We start from the raw sequence: 17,312 nt of genomic DNA on the forward strand, positions 1-17,312 counted from the left end.
GATTATAGAGAACCTAGTTATATTGGCAAGTACTTTTTAGAAGTTTTTTAAAGTTTTCGAGCACTTGGTGATGTTTTAGGCAGAACAGGCTATTTGTTAATGATTAAGCCATCTACTATACCTACCACTTGCTTATAAAAGGGTGAAATGATGAGTTCAATTCGTAGCTACAAAGGCATAGTGCCCAAGCTTGGTGAAGGGGTTTATATAGATAGCAGTGCTGTGCTTGTGGGTGATATAGAACTGGGCGACGATGCCAGTATTTGGCCTTTAGTGGCAGCACGGGGCGATGTTAACCATATTCGGATTGGTAAACGCACCAATATTCAAGATGGTTCGGTACTGCATGTCACTCACAAAAATGCCGAAAACCCGAATGGGTATCCGTTATGCATTGGGAATGATGTGACCATTGGCCATAAGGTTATGCTGCACGGCTGCACCATTCATGATCGAGTTCTCGTCGGCATGGGGTCTATCGTGTTGGATGGTGCGGTGATTGAAAATGATGTCATGATCGGTGCAGGAAGTTTAGTTCCGCCCGGGAAAAGGCTCGAAAGTGGCTTTCTGTACATGGGTAGCCCGGTCAAGCAAGCACGTCCTCTCAATGATAAGGAGCGTGCTTTTCTCGTTAAATCGTCCAGTAATTATGTTCAGAGTAAGAATGACTATCTGAATGACGTTAAAACCGTTCGCGAGTGATCTCAATTTGGCCTAGAGAGTTAAACATTTCGTTTTCAATCGCCTGTTCAGCGAGTTCCTCTAGGTCAAAACGCCACTCACTGAATGCCGTCATCACGTGTTGCGACTCCGCTAAAGCTTCACCTGAGAACTCTTGAAGAACTTGTCGCGACACAAAACATTCAATTAATGCTCCGTTTTGCTGAGCAAAAAATACAACGGCTTGTTTTGCCTCATCCCAATGCTGTAAATCGGGGAACAGGATGGATTGGTTCATAGCGCACCTTCTAGATTTTTACGCAGTTCACGCAAAATTTGTTTCGTGCCCGGACGTAAACCACGCCATAGCATAAAACTTTCAGCCGCTTGTCCCACTAACATGCCTAAGCCATCGATCGCTTGCGCACAGCCTTGTTGTAACGCCCATTGGTTAAACACGGTATGCCCTTTGCCATACATCATGTCATAGCAGACGGAGCGAGATGAAAAGATCACCGGATCAATCGCAGGCAATTCGCCATCGAGACTGGCAGAGGTCGAGTTGATGATCACATCATAACTTTGTTTAAGCTGTTCGAACGCTTGCGCCTTTACCTCACCATAAGCGGCCACAAGCTCAGCCAACTGCTCCGCTTTCGCAAAGGTACGATTCGTGACGGTAATAGAGGCGGGCTGCTGATCTAATAACGGCTTGAGCACGCCACGCGCCGCACCACCAGCACCAATCAACAAAATCGTCGCGCCTTTCAGTAGCACTTGCTGCGCGAGTAGATCTTGCACTAAGCCTTCACCATCGGTGTTGTCTCCGAGTATTTCGCCATCATCCAGCTTTTTTAACGTGTTTACCGCACCGGCTAAACGCGCGCGCTCCGTTAAGCGATCGGCAAAGCGGTACGCCTCCTCTTTAAATGGCACGGTAACATTACAACCTCGTCCACCTTGCGCAAAAAAATGTTTCGCCGCCTCAGTAAACCCATCCACTGGCACGCACTGTGCGGTATAGATCATGGACTGCTGAGTTTGTCGTGCAAACAGCGTATGAATAAAAGGGGATTTACTGTGATTAATGGGGTTACCAAAAACGGCATACTGATCGATTTGAGAAGCCATATCCTTGCCTAAACAATCAAAAGGGTCACTTGCGCGACCCTATCACTCAGAACCTTGCCTGTCACCATTCACGAGGCACTAAAAACTCGCTTAGCTTGGCTTCTGGCGTTCCTGCTTGCGGTTGATATGCGTATTCCCAACGCGCTAAGGGAGGCATCGACATCAAGATTGATTCGGTACGCCCACCGGTTTGCAGGCCAAACAGCGTGCCGCGATCCAACACCAAGTTAAATTCAACGTATCGACCGCGACGATAGAGTTGAAATTGGCGCTCGCGCTCTGTAAAGGGCGTGTTTTTGCGTTTTTCGACAATCGGCACATAAGCCTGGGTATAACCTTCGCCGACCGCCTGCATATAAGCGAAACATTGCTCGAATGGCCATTCATTCAGATCATCAAAAAACAATCCACCGATGCCGCGTGTTTCATTGCGGTGTGGTAAGTAGAAGTAGCGATCACACCATGCTTTATGCTCGTTATAGATTTCTGCCCCAAAAGGTGCGCAGAGTTGTTTGGCGGTTTGATGCCAGTATTGGCCATCCTCAACAAAGGGATAAAACGGCGTAAGGTCAAAACCACCACCAAACCACCAGATCGGAGCTTCGCCCTCTTTTTCAGCAATAAAAAAGCGCACATTGGCATGAGAGGTCGGGACATACGGATTTTTCGGGTGCATGACCAGAGAAACGCCCATGGCTTCAAAGCGGCGACCTGCCAATTCTGGACGATGGGCCGTCGCAGAGGCGGGCATCTGCTCACCAAATACATGGGAAAAGTTCACGCCACCCTGTTCGAAAACAGCGCCCTCACGCATGACTCGCGTACGGCCACCACCACCCAGTTTCTCACCCGGTTCACGCTGCCACGCATCTTCAATAAATTGCGCTTGGCCATCTGTGGCTTCCAATTGTTGGCAAATCTTATCTTGTAGCTGCAGTAAAAAGTGCTTCACTGCTTGTTTATCGACTATCGACTCCACATTCTCTCCTGCGCAGGGTTATCCCTGTCTTAACACTTGTAAGCTGCGAGCATCACGAATTTCGCTCGGTCCATGACGGCCACTGGTCTTCCCTTCTACTACAACAGCAATCTGATTGCCTAGCTGAACCATGACTTCTTGTTGAGTTACGCACGCGGGCTGGCCACTTAGATTAGCACTGGTTGACGTCAGTGGCTTCCCAAAGGCGAGACATAACTTCTGAACGACCGGATGATCCGAAACACGCACGGCAACGGTATCAAACTGACCACGAACCCAACTTGGCGTATCACCGCTGGCTGGCATGACCCAAGTGAGTGGCGCGGGCCATGAAGCCAACACTTGTGCCAGTTGCTCTGCGGTTAATTGCGTTTCATCCACATAAGGGCGCAACTGCGCATAGCTAGCGGCAATTAAGATCACCCCTTTTTCCACGGGACGCTGCTTGATCGCCAATAAGCGCAGCATAGCGGTTTGGTTATCCGGATCACACCCCAAACCAAACACCCCTTCGGTTGGATAGGCAATAACGCAACCTTTGCGCAGCGCATCCACCGCCTGTTGTAGATTCTCCACCAGAGCCACTCCTCTTTCATTTGTGCTCAGTGTACAAATCGTGGAGCAATTGACCAGTTCTTCTCACCAACCAGAAAAAGCAAACGTTTGCTTGAGAAAAAAATCCCCGTATAATGCGCCGCAAACGGGCTTGCTTGTCCGATAAATAACACTGAAGGAGTTTGAGATGACAGTCGGTATTATCATGGGTTCCAAGTCAGACTGGCCAACCATGAAACACGCAGCAGAGATGCTTGACCAGTTTGGTGTGGCTTACGAGACCAGAGTGGTTTCTGCGCACCGAACTCCTCATCTTTTGGCCGACTATGCCTCTAGCGCCAAAGAACGCGGTTTACAAGTGATCATCGCTGGAGCGGGCGGCGCTGCGCATCTTCCCGGAATGACCGCCGCATTCACTAGCTTGCCAGTGTTAGGCGTGCCCGTTCAATCTCGCGCTCTGTCTGGGCTCGACTCGTTATACTCCATTGTGCAGATGCCAAAAGGCATTGCGGTGGGTACGCTCGCCATTGGTGAAGCAGGTGCCGCGAATGCAGGATTACTTGCCGCACAAATCATCGGCATTCATAACCCAGCAGTGATGAGTAAAGTGGAAGCTTTCCGCGCTAAGCAGACTCAATCTGTGTTGGATAACCCAAATCCGGCTGAGGAGTAACAGATGCGTGTGTTGGTTCTCGGCGCTGGTCAGCTGGCGCGCATGATGTCGCTCGCCGGAGCGCCGCTCAATATTGAAACGATCGCTTTTGATGTGGGTAGCGAAAACATTGTGCACCCCTTAACGCAAACTGTGCTTGGGCATGGATTGGAGCAAGCGATTGAACAAGTCGATGTGATCACCGCTGAGTTTGAACACATTCCGCATCCGATCCTCGATCTCTGTGCACGCAGTGGCAAACTTTACCCAAGCGCTGAAGCTATCAAAGCTGGCGGCGATCGTCGTTTAGAAAAAGCCTTGCTGGATCGCGCCCAAGTGGCGAATGCACGTTATACGATGATCCGCAGCCGAGACGACCTAACCTCAGCCATCGCAGAGATTGGATTGCCTATGGTGCTGAAAAGTGCACTCGGAGGCTACGATGGAAAAGGCCAATGGCGCTTGAAAGAACCAACGCAGATCGAATCGGTTTGGCAAGAACTTGCGCAATATCTGGCAACCAACCCCGAACAAGCAATTGTGGCAGAAGAATTTGTCGCTTTTGATCGCGAAGTGTCACTGGTCGGTGCACGTAACCTAGTCGGCGATGTTGTGGTGTATCCTTTAGCGGAGAACGTTCATACCCAAGGTGTGTTGAGCCTTTCTACCGCCATTGATGCTCCTGCGCTGCAAACTCAAGCGGAAGCCATGTTTAAAGCGGTGGCCGAGCAGCTCAATTATGTCGGTGTATTAGCGCTGGAGTTTTTTGAAGTACAAGGCCAATTACTGGTCAATGAAATCGCACCACGCGTACACAATTCTGGTCACTGGACTCAACAAGGCGCAGAAACCTGTCAGTTTGAAAACCACTTACGCGCAGTGTGCGGCTTGCCGCTGGGTAGCACCAAACTGGTTCGTGAAACCGCGATGATCAATATTCTCGGTGAAGACCAACTGCCCGCAGAAGTATTGGCGATGGAAGGCTGCCACGTACATTGGTATGGCAAGGCCAAACGCCCAGGACGCAAAATGGGGCATATCAATGTCACTGCCGATTACAGTGGTGAGTTGCAACGTAAATTATGCCAATTAGCAACTATGTTAGATGAAAAGGCTTTTCCTGCCGTACACGCAGTAGCAAAGGAAATTCAGCCTTAATCCATACCCCACTGATGCAATAAAGCCGCGTCTAACGCGGCTTTAACTTTGTATGCGATGAGCATGATGAAGCTAGCATTCCTGAATATGCCCACATTGACGATTAGCGCATTGATAGCGCATGCCTGCTGAACTTTTCTTTTCCACCATCACCGTAAAGCCACACTGAGCACAAGCCTGAGCAATCGGTTTACCATTTAAAGCAAACTTACACTTAGGATACGCATCACACGCATAAAACAGTTTACCGAAGCGAGATTTGCGTTCGATAAGGTGGCCTTTGCTGCATTCTGGGCAAAGGATATCTGGCGATGTTTCCTCATGCGAAGGGGAATCCATCGACTCGATATGGTGGCACTGCGGGTAGTGGCTACAACCAATAAACATCCCGTAACGACCTTGGCGCAGCACCAGTTCATGTCCACATTCCGGGCAAGGCACACCGAGTTCTTTGATGATATGCCCATCATTTTGATGCAGAGGTTTGATGTAGTCACACTCTGGATACGCGGTGCAACCTAAAAAAGGACCATGTTTGCCGTGGCGCAGTTGTAATGCTGCGCCACATTGCGGACAAGGGGAAGATTGCAGCGCATGCTCATGAGCGGCAAACAGTTGCGGGTCAATTTTACGACTCATAGACACATCACGCTTAATGCAAAATGCCTTGTTCTTTGCTGTACAGCAGCTCTTCCATCACTGTGTAAGCATTTTCATTACCCGGGACATTGAACAGCACCATCAGGATGATCCATTTCAGGTCATCAAGCTCAAACTCATCGGTTTCTAATCCCATGACACGGTCAATCACCATTTCACGAGTTTCTGGGGTCAGCACATTGATGTGTTCAAGAAACAGCAGGAAACCACGCGATTCGAGATCCAGTCGTTCAATCTCTTCCGGCGCGTAAATACGCATTGAAGTGGGTGCACTTTTCGCAATTGCGGTTTGTGCATCGGTTTGTTGCAAAGCCGCCAGCTCTTCCAACCAGTGGAGGGCCTTGTAGATGTCTTTTTGGTGAAACCCAGCACGCAGCAGTTCATCTTCCAGCTGGTCCTGATCCACTTGCAAATCTGCATCGCTATGGACGTAGGTTTCGAACAGATACATCAAAATATCCATCATCATAGCTAGCCTCTCCCCTTTCTAATATAGCCACCAGGTACTGCAACCACATGCCCAAGGAGCTCAAGCTCCAAGAGCTGCATCATGATATCTTGCACCGGTATCTGGGTCCGGCTTGCGAGAATATCAATAGGTGTAGCTTCTATTCCTACGTTAGCTAACAGCTCGGGAAATGGCAATTCTTCATCGCCCTGTACAGCAGAAAAAAGTGTTGCTTGATAAGGAACTTGTTCAGAGAGTGACCAAGTCAGCGCATTTTTGAGCTCTTGATGAATTTGTTGCACACTTTGCACCAAACAAGCGCCTTGACGAATCAATTGATTGCTACCTTGGCTGGCGGCATTAAAAATCGAGCCGGGAACCACAAAGACCTCACGCCCTTGCTCAGCGGCGTAGCGTGCAGTGATGAGTGAGCCACTTTTCTCCGCAGCTTCTACCACCACAACGCCCAGCGATAAGCCGCTGATAATTCGGTTACGGCGCGGAAAGTGATCGGCTTTAGGAGGTGTGTGAGGGGCAAACTCAGAAACCAAGGCCCCTTGGGCGATGATTCGCTCCGCTAACCCTTGATGCTGTTTGGGGTAAACCTGCGCCAGCCCTGAGCCTAATACTGCCACGGTTTGCCCTTGTGCTTGCAAAGCGCCATCGTGCGCATAGCCATCAATACCAAGCGCTAAACCACTGGTGACCACTAAACCCGACTGAGCGAGCTCAGTGGCAAATTGGCGAGCGATCTGCCGCCCATCAACACTGGCATTGCGGCTACCGACGATAGCTACCGCGGGGTCATGCACCGCTTCCCATATTCCTTCGATAAACAGGATGGGAGGCGATGAGTTAATCTCTTTCAATAAACGAGGGTAAAGTGGGCAATGAGGAGTGACGATATAGCGGTTATTGGCTGCTGATCGCCATTGCAAACACAGCTCGGCTTGTTTAGCCGCTTGAGTGGTTAAAAACACCAGTTGTTCGGGCTTAAGCCCGCAGGCCAACCATTGCTTAGGCGTAAAACTTTGCAACTGGGCTGGCAAACGGGTCGCAAGGAGGTGAGAAATGGTTTTGCTGCCTAGTTTAGGAGTAAAACAGAGCGCCAACCATGCCGCTAAATCCTGATCTTTCATTAACTGGCATCATCTACCAAATCGATTTGTTCAGACAATTGCACCACATCTGGCTGCTCGGTTTGAGGTTCTGCCTGCGGAGACAGTGCGTGCACTTCAGCACTGATCGGTGCCGAACTGTTAGTAATCAGTGCCAAGCTAAAACGCTCATAGGGGCGAATCACCATCAAAGCGCCCACTTTTACACTTGGTAACTGTACGTCCGTGTTCGAACGCTCAGACAGGAAAGTAGACGAATCTTGCTTAGCTTTGACTTGGACTGCGGCTTGATACAGTTCAAACATACTGCCTTGCGCGACACCATCACTGCGACCTTGGTCAATCACTACCACTTGATTCTGTCCGGCGTATTGACTCCCTTCAAGCGAACCCAGAATGCGAGCTTCACTCCCTGCAGGCGCTGGCTGCGGATAGAAGGTTGTCGACAGTTGGCGCTCCTCAAGATCGACTTCTGGCAAAGCAATATCATTGGCTAAAATCTCTTGATTTTGCTCTAGCAAGCTTAGTCCACTAAAGTTGCCCCCAGTCATCGCCAATTCACCCACCGCCACTAAACGCAGCGCCACCATGACTTCATCATCACGTTGATACTGTGCTACCTCGCGATAAATCCCCCACTTTTTCTCGCTGTGTACACCGGAGATGTAAAGCTGATCTTGCTTGGTGAGATATTGACGCCCCTCACTGGAGCCAATCACACGCACGCTACCTTGCAAGGCGGTTTTCGCCATCAAACGGTCAGATTGTAAATAAGGCAGCACCAAGCCTTCTTGCACAGTCGGAACAGCTTGTTTTTCCAACACACGCACTTGCGGGCTCAGTTTGCGCATCGGTTTTAGACTGAGTACGGGTTGCCCATCACGCCAAAACAGCGTCAATTTATCACCGGGGTAGATCACATGTGGGTTATCAATTTCTGGGTTCACTTGCCAAAGTCTTGGCCACAGCCATGGACTGTCGAGATACAAAGCGGAAATATCCCACAAGGTGTCACCTTTCACCACGGTATAGGTGGTCGGTGCATTTGGTTTGAGTGCCAGTGGCGTTTGCTCATCGGCGGTCACCTGTCCACTGAGCAGAGTGAAAGGCAATAAAGCGTAGGCAATATAACGGGTTAATCGTGCCATGACCTTGCTTCCTTGGTCGAAAAAATGACTGGGTTTCGGAGAAATCACGTCCGGATGCTGTCATTTGGGTCATAAAATGTCTAGAATTGAGCCAACACGCATTAAGCTGTTTCGGCACAGTTCAACATTTCGAGTGTATATGTCTGTATTGCAAGTATTAACATTCCCAGATGATCGACTGCGTACCGTTGCGAAACCGGTCGAACAAGTCACCCCAGAAATCCAACAAATCGTCGATGATATGTTGGAAACCATGTATGCCGAAGAAGGCATCGGTTTAGCGGCGACCCAAGTCGATATTCACCAACGTATCGTGGTGATCGATATTTCTGAAACTCGCGATCAGCCTATGGTGTTGATTAACCCAGAGATCATCGAAAAGCGCGGTGAAGATGGCATTGAAGAAGGCTGTTTGTCCGTCCCGGGTGCGCGAGCTTTAGTGCCTCGCGCCGCAGAAGTGACTGTAAAAGCGCTGGATCGCAATGGTCAAGAGTATCAGTTTGATGCAGATGACCTACTGGCTATCTGTGTACAGCACGAACTCGATCACCTCGCGGGCAAGCTGTTTGTTGACTATCTGTCACCACTCAAACGCAACCGCATCAAAGAGAAGCTAGAGAAAATCAAACGCTTCAATGAGAAAAAATAAATTACTGTGAGGTAACCTTGAGCCAATCACTACGTATTGTCTTTGCAGGTAATCCGGATTTCGCCGCCCGTCACTTGGCGGCGTTATTGTCTTCGGAGCATGAGATTATTGCGGTCTACACCAAACCGGATCGCCCAGCGGGGCGCGGCCAAAAACTCACCGCCAGCCCAGTCAAAGCCCTTGCACTTGAGCACAATATTCCGGTTTATCAACCAGAAAACTTTAAATCTGAAGAGTCAAAACAGCAACTTGCCGCACTCAACGCAGATCTGATGGTAGTGGTTGCCTACGGCTTACTGTTGCCAAAAGTGGTTTTGGATACCCCAAAACTCGGCTGTATTAATGTGCACGGTTCCATCCTACCTCGTTGGCGTGGTGCTGCGCCGATTCAACGTTCTATTTGGGCGGGTGATAGCGAGACTGGTGTCACCATCATGCAGATGGATGTCGGCCTTGATACGGGCGATATGCTGAAAATCGCGACGCTGCCGATTAAAGCGAGCGACACCAGTGCCTCGATGTACGACAAACTGGCAGAACTTGGTCCACAAGCGCTGCTTAAGTGCTTACAAGATATCGCCCAAGGCACTGCGGTTGCGGTCAAACAAGACGATGCGCTGGCCAACTATGCTCATAAGCTTAGTAAAGAAGAAGCCCGTATTAACTGGAATGATGAAGCCGCCCATATTGAGCGCTGCATTCGTGCCTTTAATCCATGGCCGATGAGCCATTTTGAGGTGGCGGAAAACAGCATCAAAGTCTGGCAGGCCCGAGTGGAAACCCACGCGGTGACTCAAGCTCCGGGCACCATTGTCCAAGCCGATAAAAGCGGCATTTACGTCGCAACCGGGCAAGATGTACTAGTGCTCGAAAGCCTGCAAATTCCGGGCAAGAAAGCCTTGCCAGTACAAGATATTCTCAATGCGCGTGCCGACTGGTTTAGTGTCGGTTCCCAACTCAGTTAATCCTGAACCCTAGCCGATGGATGGCTAGGGTTTGGCTTTTTGTTTAGGTTTTATTATGAATGTTCGCGCCGCTGCTGCGTCGGCTCTTTACCAAGTGGTTGATTTAGGGCACTCACTGTCCAATGCTTTACCTGCGGCTCAGCAGCAAATTCGCCCACGTGATCATGCCCTGCTGCAAGAGATATGCTACGGCGTTTTGCGCCAATTGCCGCGTTTGGAATCCATCAGCCAAACTCTGATGGAAAAACCGTTGAAAGGCAAACAACGTGTATTCCACTTCCTGATCCTCGTCGGCTTATACCAACTGAGCTTTATGCGCATTCCCGCCCATGCTGCGGTAGGGGAAACCGTCGAAGGCGCGCAAGATTTGCAAGGCCCTCGTCTGCGTGGCTTGATCAATGCGGTGCTGCGTAACTATCAGCGTGACCAAGAAGGCTTAGATGCTCAAGCCACCAGCCATGATGCAGGGCGCTACGGCCATCCGGGCTGGTTATTGAAATTGCTCAAAGAGAGCTACCCAGAGCAGTGGCAACAAATTGTTGAAGCCAACAACAGCAAAGCGCCGATGTGGCTACGCGTCAATCATCAACACCATACTCGTGCTGAGTATCAAGCCCTGCTCGAACAAGCGGGCATCGTCACTACGCCTCATGCACAAGCCGAAGATGCGCTGTGCTTAGAAACGCCTTGTGATGTACACCAACTGCCGGGTTTCGCTGAAGGTTGGGTTTCAGTACAAGATGCCGCTGCGCAGTTAGCACTGACTTACCTTGCACCACAAGCAGGAGAGCTGATTTTAGATTGCTGCGCTGCCCCCGGTGGCAAAACTGCGCACATCTTGGAGCGCATACCAGAGAGCCAAGTCGTCGCGATTGATTGTGATGAAACTCGCCTCAAACGCGTGCGAGAAAACCTGCAGCGTTTACAGCTCACTGCGCAAGTGATTTGTGGCGATGCGCGTTACCCGCAACAGTGGTGGCAAGGCGAACAGTTTGACCGCATCTTGTTGGATGCGCCTTGTTCGGCGACCGGCGTGATTCGCCGCCATCCCGACATCAAATGGCTGCGCCGCGCAGACGATATCGCGGCATTAGCCGAGCTACAGCGCGAAATTTTGGATGCGATGTGGCAACAACTCAAACCCGGTGGTAGTTTGGTGTACGCAACGTGTTCGATCACACCACAAGAAAACCGCCTACAGGTCAAAGCGTTCCTTGAACGCACGCCAGATGCGCGCTTAGTGGGTTCCGATCCCGCGCAGCCCGGCCGCCAAATCCTTCCCGGAGAGGAAGCGATGGACGGTTTCTATTACGCCGTATTAAGCAAACAACACTGATTCGGTCAACCAAGGTGAGCCACAACTCACCTTGGGCGTGAGCAAACAAAGAGAACAAGTTATGAAAATCATCATTCTTGGTGCAGGACAAGTCGGCGGCACACTCGCTGAAAACTTGGTAGGCGAAAACAACGACATTACTGTGGTCGATAAAAACGCTGACCGACTGCGCGATTTACAAGATAAATATGATTTGCGTGTAGTCAATGGCCACGCCAGCCACCCTGATGTGCTGCGCGAAGCTGGCGCACAAGATGCTGACATGCTGGTCGCGGTCACCAATACCGATGAAACCAACATGGCCGCTTGTCAGGTCGCCTTTACTCTGTTTAACACGCCCAACCGGATTGCGCGTATCCGCTCTCCACAATATCTCGCTGAAAAAGAAGCGCTGTTTCAATCTGGCGCGGTCCCGGTCGATCACCTGATTGCACCGGAAGAACTGGTCACCAGCTATATCGAGCGCTTGATCCAGTATCCGGGCGCGCTGCAAGTGGTGAGCTTCGCCGAAGAAAAAGTCAGCTTGGTAGCCGTTAAAGCGTATTACGGTGGTCCACTGGTTGGTAACGCCCTTTCTGCCCTGCGCGATCACATGCCGCACATCGATACTCGCGTGGCGGCGATTTTCCGTCAGGGACGCCCAATTCGTCCGCAAGGCACCACCATTATTGAAGCGGATGATGAAGTGTTTTTCGTCGCCGCGAGTAACCATATTCGCTCGGTGATGAGTGAGTTGCAGCGCCTTGAAAAACCGTATCGTCGGATCATGATTGTCGGCGGCGGTAACATAGGTGCCAGCCTCGCTAAACGCCTAGAGCAAACTTACAGCGTTAAGCTGATTGAACACAATTACCAACGTGCGGAACAGTTATCTGAACAGTTGGAAAATACCATCGTCTTTTGTGGAGATGCCGCGGACCAAGAGCTGCTGTCGGAAGAGAATATCGATCAGGTCGATGTGTTTATCGCCCTCACCAATGAAGATGAAACCAACATCATGTCGGCCATGCTTGCCAAACGCATGGGAGCCAAGAAAGCCATGGTGCTTATCCAGCGCAGCGGCTATGTCGATTTAGTCCAAGGCGGTGTGATTGATGTGGCGATCTCCCCGCAGCAAGCGACCATTTCTGCGCTACTCACTCACGTGCGCCGCGCCGATATTGTCAACGTCTCTTCATTACGTCGTGGAGCGGCAGAAGCCATTGAAGCGATCGCCCATGGCGATGAATCAACCTCTAAGGTAGTAGGACGAGCAGTGGGCGATATTAAACTGCCTCCGGGCACGACAATTGGCGCTATTGTGCGGGGCGAAGAAGTGCTGATTGCCCATGACCGCACTGTCATCGAGCAAGACGATCACGTCGTCATGTTCTTGGTCGATAAAAAATATGTGCCCGACGTGGAAACGCTATTCCAGCCGAGCCCATTCTTCTTGTAAAGGTTGGCGCTATGCTCAACTTACGCCCAATTACGTTTATCATCGGGCTAGTGCTGTCTAAGCTAGCCCTATTCATGTACGTGCCGACTCTAGTGGCATTTTTTACTGGCAGCGGCGGTTTTCTCGATTTCGCGCAAGCCGTCATCATTACCCATCTGGTGGCGTTTCTCTGCTTAAGTATCGGTCGCACTGAACATTTTCGGCTCAACGTACGCGATATGTTCCTGATCACCAGCTTGGTATGGACGATTGCCAGCGCATTTGCTGCTCTGCCTTTTGTGTTTATTAACCACATCAGCTTTACCGATGCCTATTTTGAAACCATGTCCGGCCTTACCACCACAGGATCCACGGTACTCAGTGGCTTAGATGATATGCCGCCCAGTATTTTGCTGTGGCGCTCCATTTTGCAATGGTTAGGTGGGGTTGGCTTTATCGTGATGGCGGTAGCGGTGTTGCCGATGCTCAATGTTGGGGGGATGAAGCTGTTCCAAACCGAATCGTCTGATTGGTCGGATAAAAGCAGCCCGCGCGCGAAAACCGTCGCGAAAAACATTGTGGCGGTGTATCTGGTTTTGACTGGGCTCTGTTTTTTGAGCTATATCGCCACAGGTATGACGCCGTTTGAAGCGATTAATCACGCCTTTACCACGCTTTCCACCGGCGGCTACTCGACCAGTGATAGCTCGATGAACCGCTTCTCACACGGCGCGCACTGGGTTGGCACACTCTTTATGTTTCTTGGTGGCCTGCCATTTTTACTGTTTGTGCAGGCTCTGCGCAAACAGAGTGCACGAGCCCTACTCAAAGATGAGCAGGTACGCGGCTTCTTCTGGCTCTTTATGATCTCCAGTTTGCTGGTCGCAGGTTGGTTGTGGCTCAAAAACGATTACGCGATATTGGATGCGCTGCGAGTTTCGATGTTTAACATTGTCTCCGTCGTCACAACCACGGGCTATGGTCTGGATGATTTCACCGCGTGGGGCGCGCTCCCCTCAACCATTTTTGCCTTCCTATTGATGGCCGGCGCTTGCTCGGGCTCTACCTCTGGCGGAATTAAGGTCTTTCGTTTCCAAATCGCGATGGCACTGCTCAAAAAGCAACTGCTGAACCTCATCCACCCTTCTGGCATTTTTATCCAGCGCTATAACAAGCGCCCGGTTAATGAAGAGATCATCCGATCCGTTGTCGCCTTTGGCTTGACGTTTTTCATCACTATCGTGGTACTGGCTGGCGCGTTATCGGCAATGGGATTGGATTCGGTGACCAGTATCTCTGGCGCGGTCACTGCCGTGGCTAACGTGGGTCCAGGTATGGGCAGCATCATTGGCCCAACGGGTAACTTTGCCCCTCTACCGGATGCCGCCAAATGGCTCTTGAGCTTTGGAATGTTGATGGGACGTTTAGAAATTCTGACGATTTTAGTGCTCTTTTTCCCTGCATTCTGGCGTCACTAAAAGGAAACATAATGAAAAAACTCATATTGGCAGCCAGCCTAGTGAGCTTATCCACTTGGGCAGGTGAAACCGTACAGCTCAAGGATGGCCGCTATATTCAGCTCAACGATGACTTTACTTGGCAGTATGTGCCACAAGAGACTCAGCCCCAGCAGACAAGCGAGCTGGCTCCTCTCGTGCTCGCCGCACCGGTGATCGCTAAGCCGAGATTGAGTGGTGTGACAATCACTGTGGGTGATCATCGCCCTGTTTTGCAACTCAGTGATTCTGGCGTCGATGTGGTACTGAGCGCTCCGCGCTATGAGCATGGCCAGCTCAAGCTGAGCAGTGCCATCACCAACCAGAGTAATCAGTCAGTGATTGCGGTTCGTCTCGCGATTCGAGTACAGGATGCACAAGGCGTGTGGAGTGAAGAGCAGGAAGTGACGATTTGGCAGTCGATCAAACGAATGGCGGAAACCTATTTACGCCCGCGCACTTCAGTGGAAGGCAAACCACTGGAGTTAAACCTCGCAGAGCAGAGTCAGTACACACTGCACGCTACCATCAAACAGATTGAAACGCGCTAAATGCGCGTTTCTCTTTTACCCATCTTATCCGTCAAAGCTAAATCGGCTCGACATACAGATAAATGGCTAAGAAATGGCATGCGCATCCCGCCAGCACAAAAGCGTGCCAAATGGCATGGTTGTAAGGGATCCGTTTGGCGACGTAGAAAATCACCCCGAGTGAATAGATAAGTCCACCTGCCGCTAGCAGAGTGAGCCCACCCACCTCAAGATGAATGGCAAGCTGGTAAATCACGATCAGCGAAAGCCAACCCATGGTCAGATACGTCACCAAAGAGAGCTTTTTGAAGCGGTAGACAAAAGCAATTTTCATCAGAATGCCAATAAGGGCGAGCGACCAGATCACAATCATCAAACCAACCGCCAGTGGTGTGCGCAAGCTGACCAGTAGAAATGGCGTATAACTGCCCGCAATCAATAGATAAATAGCACAGTGATCAAAGGTTTTTAGCCAACGTTTTGCACGCTGATAAGGGATAGCGTGGTACAGCGTAGAAGCCAAAAATAGCGCAATCATACTGCCGCCATAAATGCTCATGCTGGTAATGGTCAATGCATCGGCTTGCTGATCCACCGCTTTGACCAACAGCAGCACTAAACCAACTATCCCTAAGATAAGGCCAACGCCATGACTTATCGCATTGGCCACTTCTTCTTTAAAGCCATAACTGTTCGACATACTCACTCAATCCGAGTCTGAAACTTGGCTTTAGTATCGCACATTGAGCTTACAGGTGTTAGCTAAAAATTCATACCGCGTGATCAGCAGCTGCGGTCAAGAAACGCCAGCACTTGCTCCCCGGCTTCCTGTGGTGATGTGTGCGCAGGTAAAGTGAGATGTCGCTTGAGCTCACCACGCCCTAGCAAGCTGGCCAACATGCCGGATGCGCCTCGTTGATAACGATCGACCTCAAACCAGAGCTGTAAGGCTTCAGGATCACGATAAGCCACGATTTCAACTTCACGCCAGCGGCCTTGAAATGGCCCCGTGGTGGGAACAAATTCGAACTCTTGCACAAAAGGCAGTGCGAAGCCTTTGGCTTGCTCACACTCAACCTGACGTAAACGCAAACCTTGTGCTTCCAGCGCACTAAAAATACCATCCATCATCGGCTCAGGGCGCACGGTGAGAATGTCCTTATCGGTAGGATCCAGCGCCAGCGCAATATCTAATCCGGTCTCTAACCAAACTTTGGCATCCCCTATCGTCACTGGGGTATTCCAAGGGATGCTGAGTTCGATATCAAAATTACGCGTTTCACCCGCCTCAATCGTAAAGGCATACGGCAAAGACCAGTTGGCTAAGGTGTAGGTATGAGGAACTCGGCGCATTGGCTGGCCTTGTTGCTGACCGCGCTCATCCGCCACTTCCGCTATATAACGGCAACAAAGTTTGAGCTCGATGTTATCAATGACTTGCACTGTTGCGCCGCCATAAACATGGATGATGACCTTAACGGATTGGCCGGGATAGAGCACTTCCTGCTGCAACACCGAATCGACTTTCGCAGAGCCAATCCCAAAACTGGCGAGGGTTTTCTTGATAAACGACATAGACACCTCCTGTTGTGAGAATTGCATAGTAAGGGCTAACCCTTGTCTCACTCAATCCACGCAGTTGAAAATAAATGTTACGCAAAATTGGTCAACTATCGATCATTTTAGTAACTGGTGCTACTCTATTTGCGATATGAACGCATATCATTATTCCTGTCTCATTGTTCGGATCGGCAATCGCCAAAAGAGTGAATCTGGGTTACGTCCTGTACTCAAGAGCCACTCATAATGAGCCAGGGTGTAGCATCGGCAATGGATATGCCTGACAGTTAGGTTATGTCATGCGCCCAACAACCGTCAGGTTTTCAAATACAAACCGTAGTGCAATGCGTCGCCGCAGTGGTTTTGCAGTGGCTCCCGTTGCGAAAAAAACAGCAACAGCCCCCACGCTGGTTGAAAGAAATGCGTTGACCGCATCCCCCGAGACCAAAGTGGTTCAGGCAGCTTAATTGAAAAGCGCAGTCAAACCTGCGCTTTTTTCTTGTCTGCGAATTGGTATTACCCAACGCTTTTGATACCTTTAGCCACAAATCACTATAAAAATTGTGGAGAAAGTCATGAAATGTCATCGCGTAGAAGAACTACTGCAACTGCTTGAGCCTGAATGGCACAAAGATTCCGAGCTCAACTTGATTCAATTCTTACTTAAACTGGCTCAAGAAGCAGGTTACCAAGGTGCACTCGAAGATCTGACCGATGATGTACTGATTTACCATCTCAAGATGCGTAACAGCGCAAAAGATGCGGTGATCCCAGGACTTAAAAAAGATTATGAAGATGATTTCAAAACCGCCATTTTACGTGCACGAGGCATCATCAAGTAATTCTGCTG

Annotated in this window: 20 protein-coding genes; 10 read left to right on the plus strand and 10 right to left on the minus strand. The window is 50.2% G+C overall.

Annotation, left to right across the window (positions count from 1 at the left end; all coding sequences use genetic code 11):
* Nucleotides 1-150 precede the first annotated feature (150 nt).
* Nucleotides 151-702 (plus strand): gamma carbonic anhydrase family protein, encoded by a 552-nt coding sequence (locus GOU96_RS13310; protein ID WP_033933017.1) that lies wholly within the window; start codon nucleotides 151-153, stop codon nucleotides 700-702.
* Here the strand turns inward: GOU96_RS13310 and GOU96_RS13315 are convergent.
* From GOU96_RS13315 to GOU96_RS13330, 4 genes are all read right to left on the minus strand, one after another.
* Nucleotides 683-958, minus strand: coding sequence for a DUF1488 domain-containing protein (locus GOU96_RS13315; protein WP_001076441.1), 276 nt, complete (start codon nucleotides 956-958; stop codon nucleotides 683-685). The two genes, GOU96_RS13310 and GOU96_RS13315, sit on opposite strands and share 20 nt — an antisense overlap.
* Nucleotides 955-1,791 (minus strand): shikimate dehydrogenase, encoded by an 837-nt coding sequence (aroE, locus tag GOU96_RS13320; RefSeq protein ID WP_174500311.1) that lies wholly within the window; start codon nucleotides 1,789-1,791, stop codon nucleotides 955-957. Before aroE ends, GOU96_RS13315 begins: the two co-directional genes overlap by 4 nt.
* A 61-nt stretch (nucleotides 1,792-1,852) precedes the next feature.
* A complete protein-coding gene (gene hemF, locus GOU96_RS13325) occupies nucleotides 1,853-2,770 on the minus strand; it encodes an oxygen-dependent coproporphyrinogen oxidase (RefSeq protein ID WP_174500310.1) in 918 nt (305 codons plus the stop codon).
* Nucleotides 2,771-2,788: 18 nt separating this feature from the next.
* Nucleotides 2,789-3,346 carry an L-threonylcarbamoyladenylate synthase gene (locus GOU96_RS13330; protein ID WP_057552698.1) on the minus strand — a complete coding sequence of 186 codons (558 nt, stop codon included), beginning with the start codon at nucleotides 3,344-3,346 and terminating at the stop codon, nucleotides 2,789-2,791.
* 166 nt (nucleotides 3,347-3,512) lie between these two features.
* Between GOU96_RS13330 and purE the strand changes: the two genes are divergently transcribed.
* Both purE and GOU96_RS13340 read left to right on the plus strand, forming a co-directional pair.
* Nucleotides 3,513-3,998: a 5-(carboxyamino)imidazole ribonucleotide mutase gene (purE, locus tag GOU96_RS13335; protein WP_001914483.1), complete on the plus strand. Its 486-nt coding sequence runs from the start codon at nucleotides 3,513-3,515 to the stop codon at nucleotides 3,996-3,998.
* A 3-nt stretch (nucleotides 3,999-4,001) separates the two neighbouring features.
* Nucleotides 4,002-5,135 (plus strand): 5-(carboxyamino)imidazole ribonucleotide synthase, encoded by a 1,134-nt coding sequence (locus GOU96_RS13340; RefSeq protein WP_174500308.1) that lies wholly within the window; start codon nucleotides 4,002-4,004, stop codon nucleotides 5,133-5,135.
* A gap of 72 nt (nucleotides 5,136-5,207) precedes the next feature.
* Here the strand turns inward: GOU96_RS13340 and GOU96_RS13345 are convergent, their stop codons facing one another.
* From GOU96_RS13345 to GOU96_RS13360, 4 genes are read right to left on the minus strand one after another with little or no spacing between them, the layout of a single operon-like run.
* Complete coding sequence (locus tag GOU96_RS13345; protein ID WP_000087520.1) at nucleotides 5,208-5,774, minus strand: type I DNA topoisomerase; 567 nt, start codon at nucleotides 5,772-5,774, stop codon at nucleotides 5,208-5,210.
* Nucleotides 5,775-5,787: 13 nt separating this feature from the next.
* Nucleotides 5,788-6,264, minus strand: a complete 477-nt coding sequence (locus tag GOU96_RS13350; protein ID WP_000979769.1) for a DUF494 family protein — start codon at nucleotides 6,262-6,264, stop codon at nucleotides 5,788-5,790.
* A 2-nt stretch (nucleotides 6,265-6,266) separates the two neighbouring features.
* Nucleotides 6,267-7,382 carry a DNA-processing protein DprA gene (gene dprA, locus GOU96_RS13355; protein WP_033933020.1) on the minus strand — a complete coding sequence of 372 codons (1,116 nt, stop codon included), beginning with the start codon at nucleotides 7,380-7,382 and terminating at the stop codon, nucleotides 6,267-6,269.
* Complete coding sequence (locus tag GOU96_RS13360) at nucleotides 7,382-8,509, minus strand: LysM peptidoglycan-binding domain-containing protein (protein ID WP_033933021.1); 1,128 nt, start codon at nucleotides 8,507-8,509, stop codon at nucleotides 7,382-7,384. Before GOU96_RS13360 ends, dprA begins: the two co-directional genes overlap by 1 nt.
* A 139-nt stretch (nucleotides 8,510-8,648) precedes the next feature.
* Here GOU96_RS13360 and def point away from each other — a divergent pair, with 139 nt between their 5' ends.
* The 6 genes from def (at nucleotide 8,649) to GOU96_RS13390 (ending at nucleotide 14,923) form a co-directional block, all read left to right on the plus strand.
* Complete coding sequence (gene def / locus GOU96_RS13365; protein ID WP_000115010.1) at nucleotides 8,649-9,158, plus strand: peptide deformylase; 510 nt, start codon at nucleotides 8,649-8,651, stop codon at nucleotides 9,156-9,158.
* Nucleotides 9,159-9,175: 17 nt separating this feature from the next.
* A complete protein-coding gene (fmt, locus tag GOU96_RS13370; protein ID WP_114773989.1) occupies nucleotides 9,176-10,123 on the plus strand; it encodes a methionyl-tRNA formyltransferase in 948 nt (315 codons plus the stop codon).
* A 55-nt stretch (nucleotides 10,124-10,178) separates the two neighbouring features.
* Entirely contained in the window at nucleotides 10,179-11,459 is a 1,281-nt protein-coding gene (gene rsmB, locus GOU96_RS13375) for a 16S rRNA (cytosine(967)-C(5))-methyltransferase RsmB (protein WP_267782162.1), read from the plus strand.
* A gap of 61 nt (nucleotides 11,460-11,520) precedes the next feature.
* Nucleotides 11,521-12,897, plus strand: a complete 1,377-nt coding sequence (trkA, locus tag GOU96_RS13380; RefSeq protein WP_000691366.1) for a Trk system potassium transporter TrkA — start codon at nucleotides 11,521-11,523, stop codon at nucleotides 12,895-12,897.
* Between the two features lie 11 nt (nucleotides 12,898-12,908).
* Entirely contained in the window at nucleotides 12,909-14,354 is a 1,446-nt protein-coding gene (locus GOU96_RS13385; protein WP_000933527.1) for a TrkH family potassium uptake protein, read from the plus strand.
* Between the two features lie 11 nt (nucleotides 14,355-14,365).
* The gene (locus GOU96_RS13390; RefSeq protein ID WP_258502591.1) at nucleotides 14,366-14,923 is read left to right on the plus strand and encodes a DUF3157 family protein; all 558 of its coding nucleotides are present in this window, start codon (nucleotides 14,366-14,368) and stop codon (nucleotides 14,921-14,923) included.
* Between the two features lie 37 nt (nucleotides 14,924-14,960).
* On the opposite strand, the gene trhA is transcribed toward GOU96_RS13390, so the two are convergent.
* Nucleotides 14,961-15,602 carry a PAQR family membrane homeostasis protein TrhA gene (gene trhA, locus GOU96_RS13395; protein WP_000072082.1) on the minus strand — a complete coding sequence of 214 codons (642 nt, stop codon included), beginning with the start codon at nucleotides 15,600-15,602 and terminating at the stop codon, nucleotides 14,961-14,963.
* Between the two features lie 83 nt (nucleotides 15,603-15,685).
* The gene (locus GOU96_RS13400; protein WP_053034713.1) at nucleotides 15,686-16,477 is read right to left on the minus strand and encodes a sporulation protein; all 792 of its coding nucleotides are present in this window, start codon (nucleotides 16,475-16,477) and stop codon (nucleotides 15,686-15,688) included.
* A 560-nt stretch (nucleotides 16,478-17,037) separates the two neighbouring features.
* On the opposite strand from GOU96_RS13400, the gene GOU96_RS13405 reads away from it, so the two are divergent.
* A complete protein-coding gene (locus GOU96_RS13405) occupies nucleotides 17,038-17,304 on the plus strand; it encodes a YihD family protein (RefSeq protein WP_000649654.1) in 267 nt (88 codons plus the stop codon).
* Nucleotides 17,305-17,312: the final 8 nt, after the last annotated feature.

The organism is Vibrio sp. R-1 (assembly GCF_035615595.1).
Taxonomy (GTDB): Bacteria; Pseudomonadota; Gammaproteobacteria; order Enterobacterales; family Vibrionaceae; genus Vibrio; species Vibrio cholerae.

Coding starts and splice junctions, on each gene's coding strand:
- GOU96_RS13310 (WP_033933017.1), top strand. CDS start 151: ATGAGTTCAATTCGTAGCTACAAAGGCATAGTGCCCAAGCTTGGTGAA.
- GOU96_RS13315 (WP_001076441.1), bottom strand. CDS start 958: ATGAACCAATCCATCCTGTTCCCCGATTTACAGCATTGGGATGAGGCA.
- aroE (WP_174500311.1), bottom strand. CDS start 1,791: ATGGCTTCTCAAATCGATCAGTATGCCGTTTTTGGTAACCCCATTAAT.
- purE (WP_001914483.1), top strand. CDS start 3,513: ATGACAGTCGGTATTATCATGGGTTCCAAGTCAGACTGGCCAACCATG.
- GOU96_RS13340 (WP_174500308.1), top strand. CDS start 4,002: ATGCGTGTGTTGGTTCTCGGCGCTGGTCAGCTGGCGCGCATGATGTCG.
- GOU96_RS13345 (WP_000087520.1), bottom strand. CDS start 5,774: ATGAGTCGTAAAATTGACCCGCAACTGTTTGCCGCTCATGAGCATGCG.
- GOU96_RS13350 (WP_000979769.1), bottom strand. CDS start 6,264: ATGATGATGGATATTTTGATGTATCTGTTCGAAACCTACGTCCATAGC.
- dprA (WP_033933020.1), bottom strand. CDS start 7,382: ATGAAAGATCAGGATTTAGCGGCATGGTTGGCGCTCTGTTTTACTCCT.
- GOU96_RS13360 (WP_033933021.1), bottom strand. CDS start 8,509: ATGGCACGATTAACCCGTTATATTGCCTACGCTTTATTGCCTTTCACT.
- def (WP_000115010.1), top strand. CDS start 8,649: ATGTCTGTATTGCAAGTATTAACATTCCCAGATGATCGACTGCGTACC.
- rsmB (WP_267782162.1), top strand. CDS start 10,179: ATGAATGTTCGCGCCGCTGCTGCGTCGGCTCTTTACCAAGTGGTTGAT.
- trkA (WP_000691366.1), top strand. CDS start 11,521: ATGAAAATCATCATTCTTGGTGCAGGACAAGTCGGCGGCACACTCGCT.
- GOU96_RS13385 (WP_000933527.1), top strand. CDS start 12,909: ATGCTCAACTTACGCCCAATTACGTTTATCATCGGGCTAGTGCTGTCT.
- GOU96_RS13390 (WP_258502591.1), top strand. CDS start 14,366: ATGAAAAAACTCATATTGGCAGCCAGCCTAGTGAGCTTATCCACTTGG.
- trhA (WP_000072082.1), bottom strand. CDS start 15,602: ATGTCGAACAGTTATGGCTTTAAAGAAGAAGTGGCCAATGCGATAAGT.
- GOU96_RS13400 (WP_053034713.1), bottom strand. CDS start 16,477: ATGTCGTTTATCAAGAAAACCCTCGCCAGTTTTGGGATTGGCTCTGCG.
- GOU96_RS13405 (WP_000649654.1), top strand. CDS start 17,038: ATGAAATGTCATCGCGTAGAAGAACTACTGCAACTGCTTGAGCCTGAA.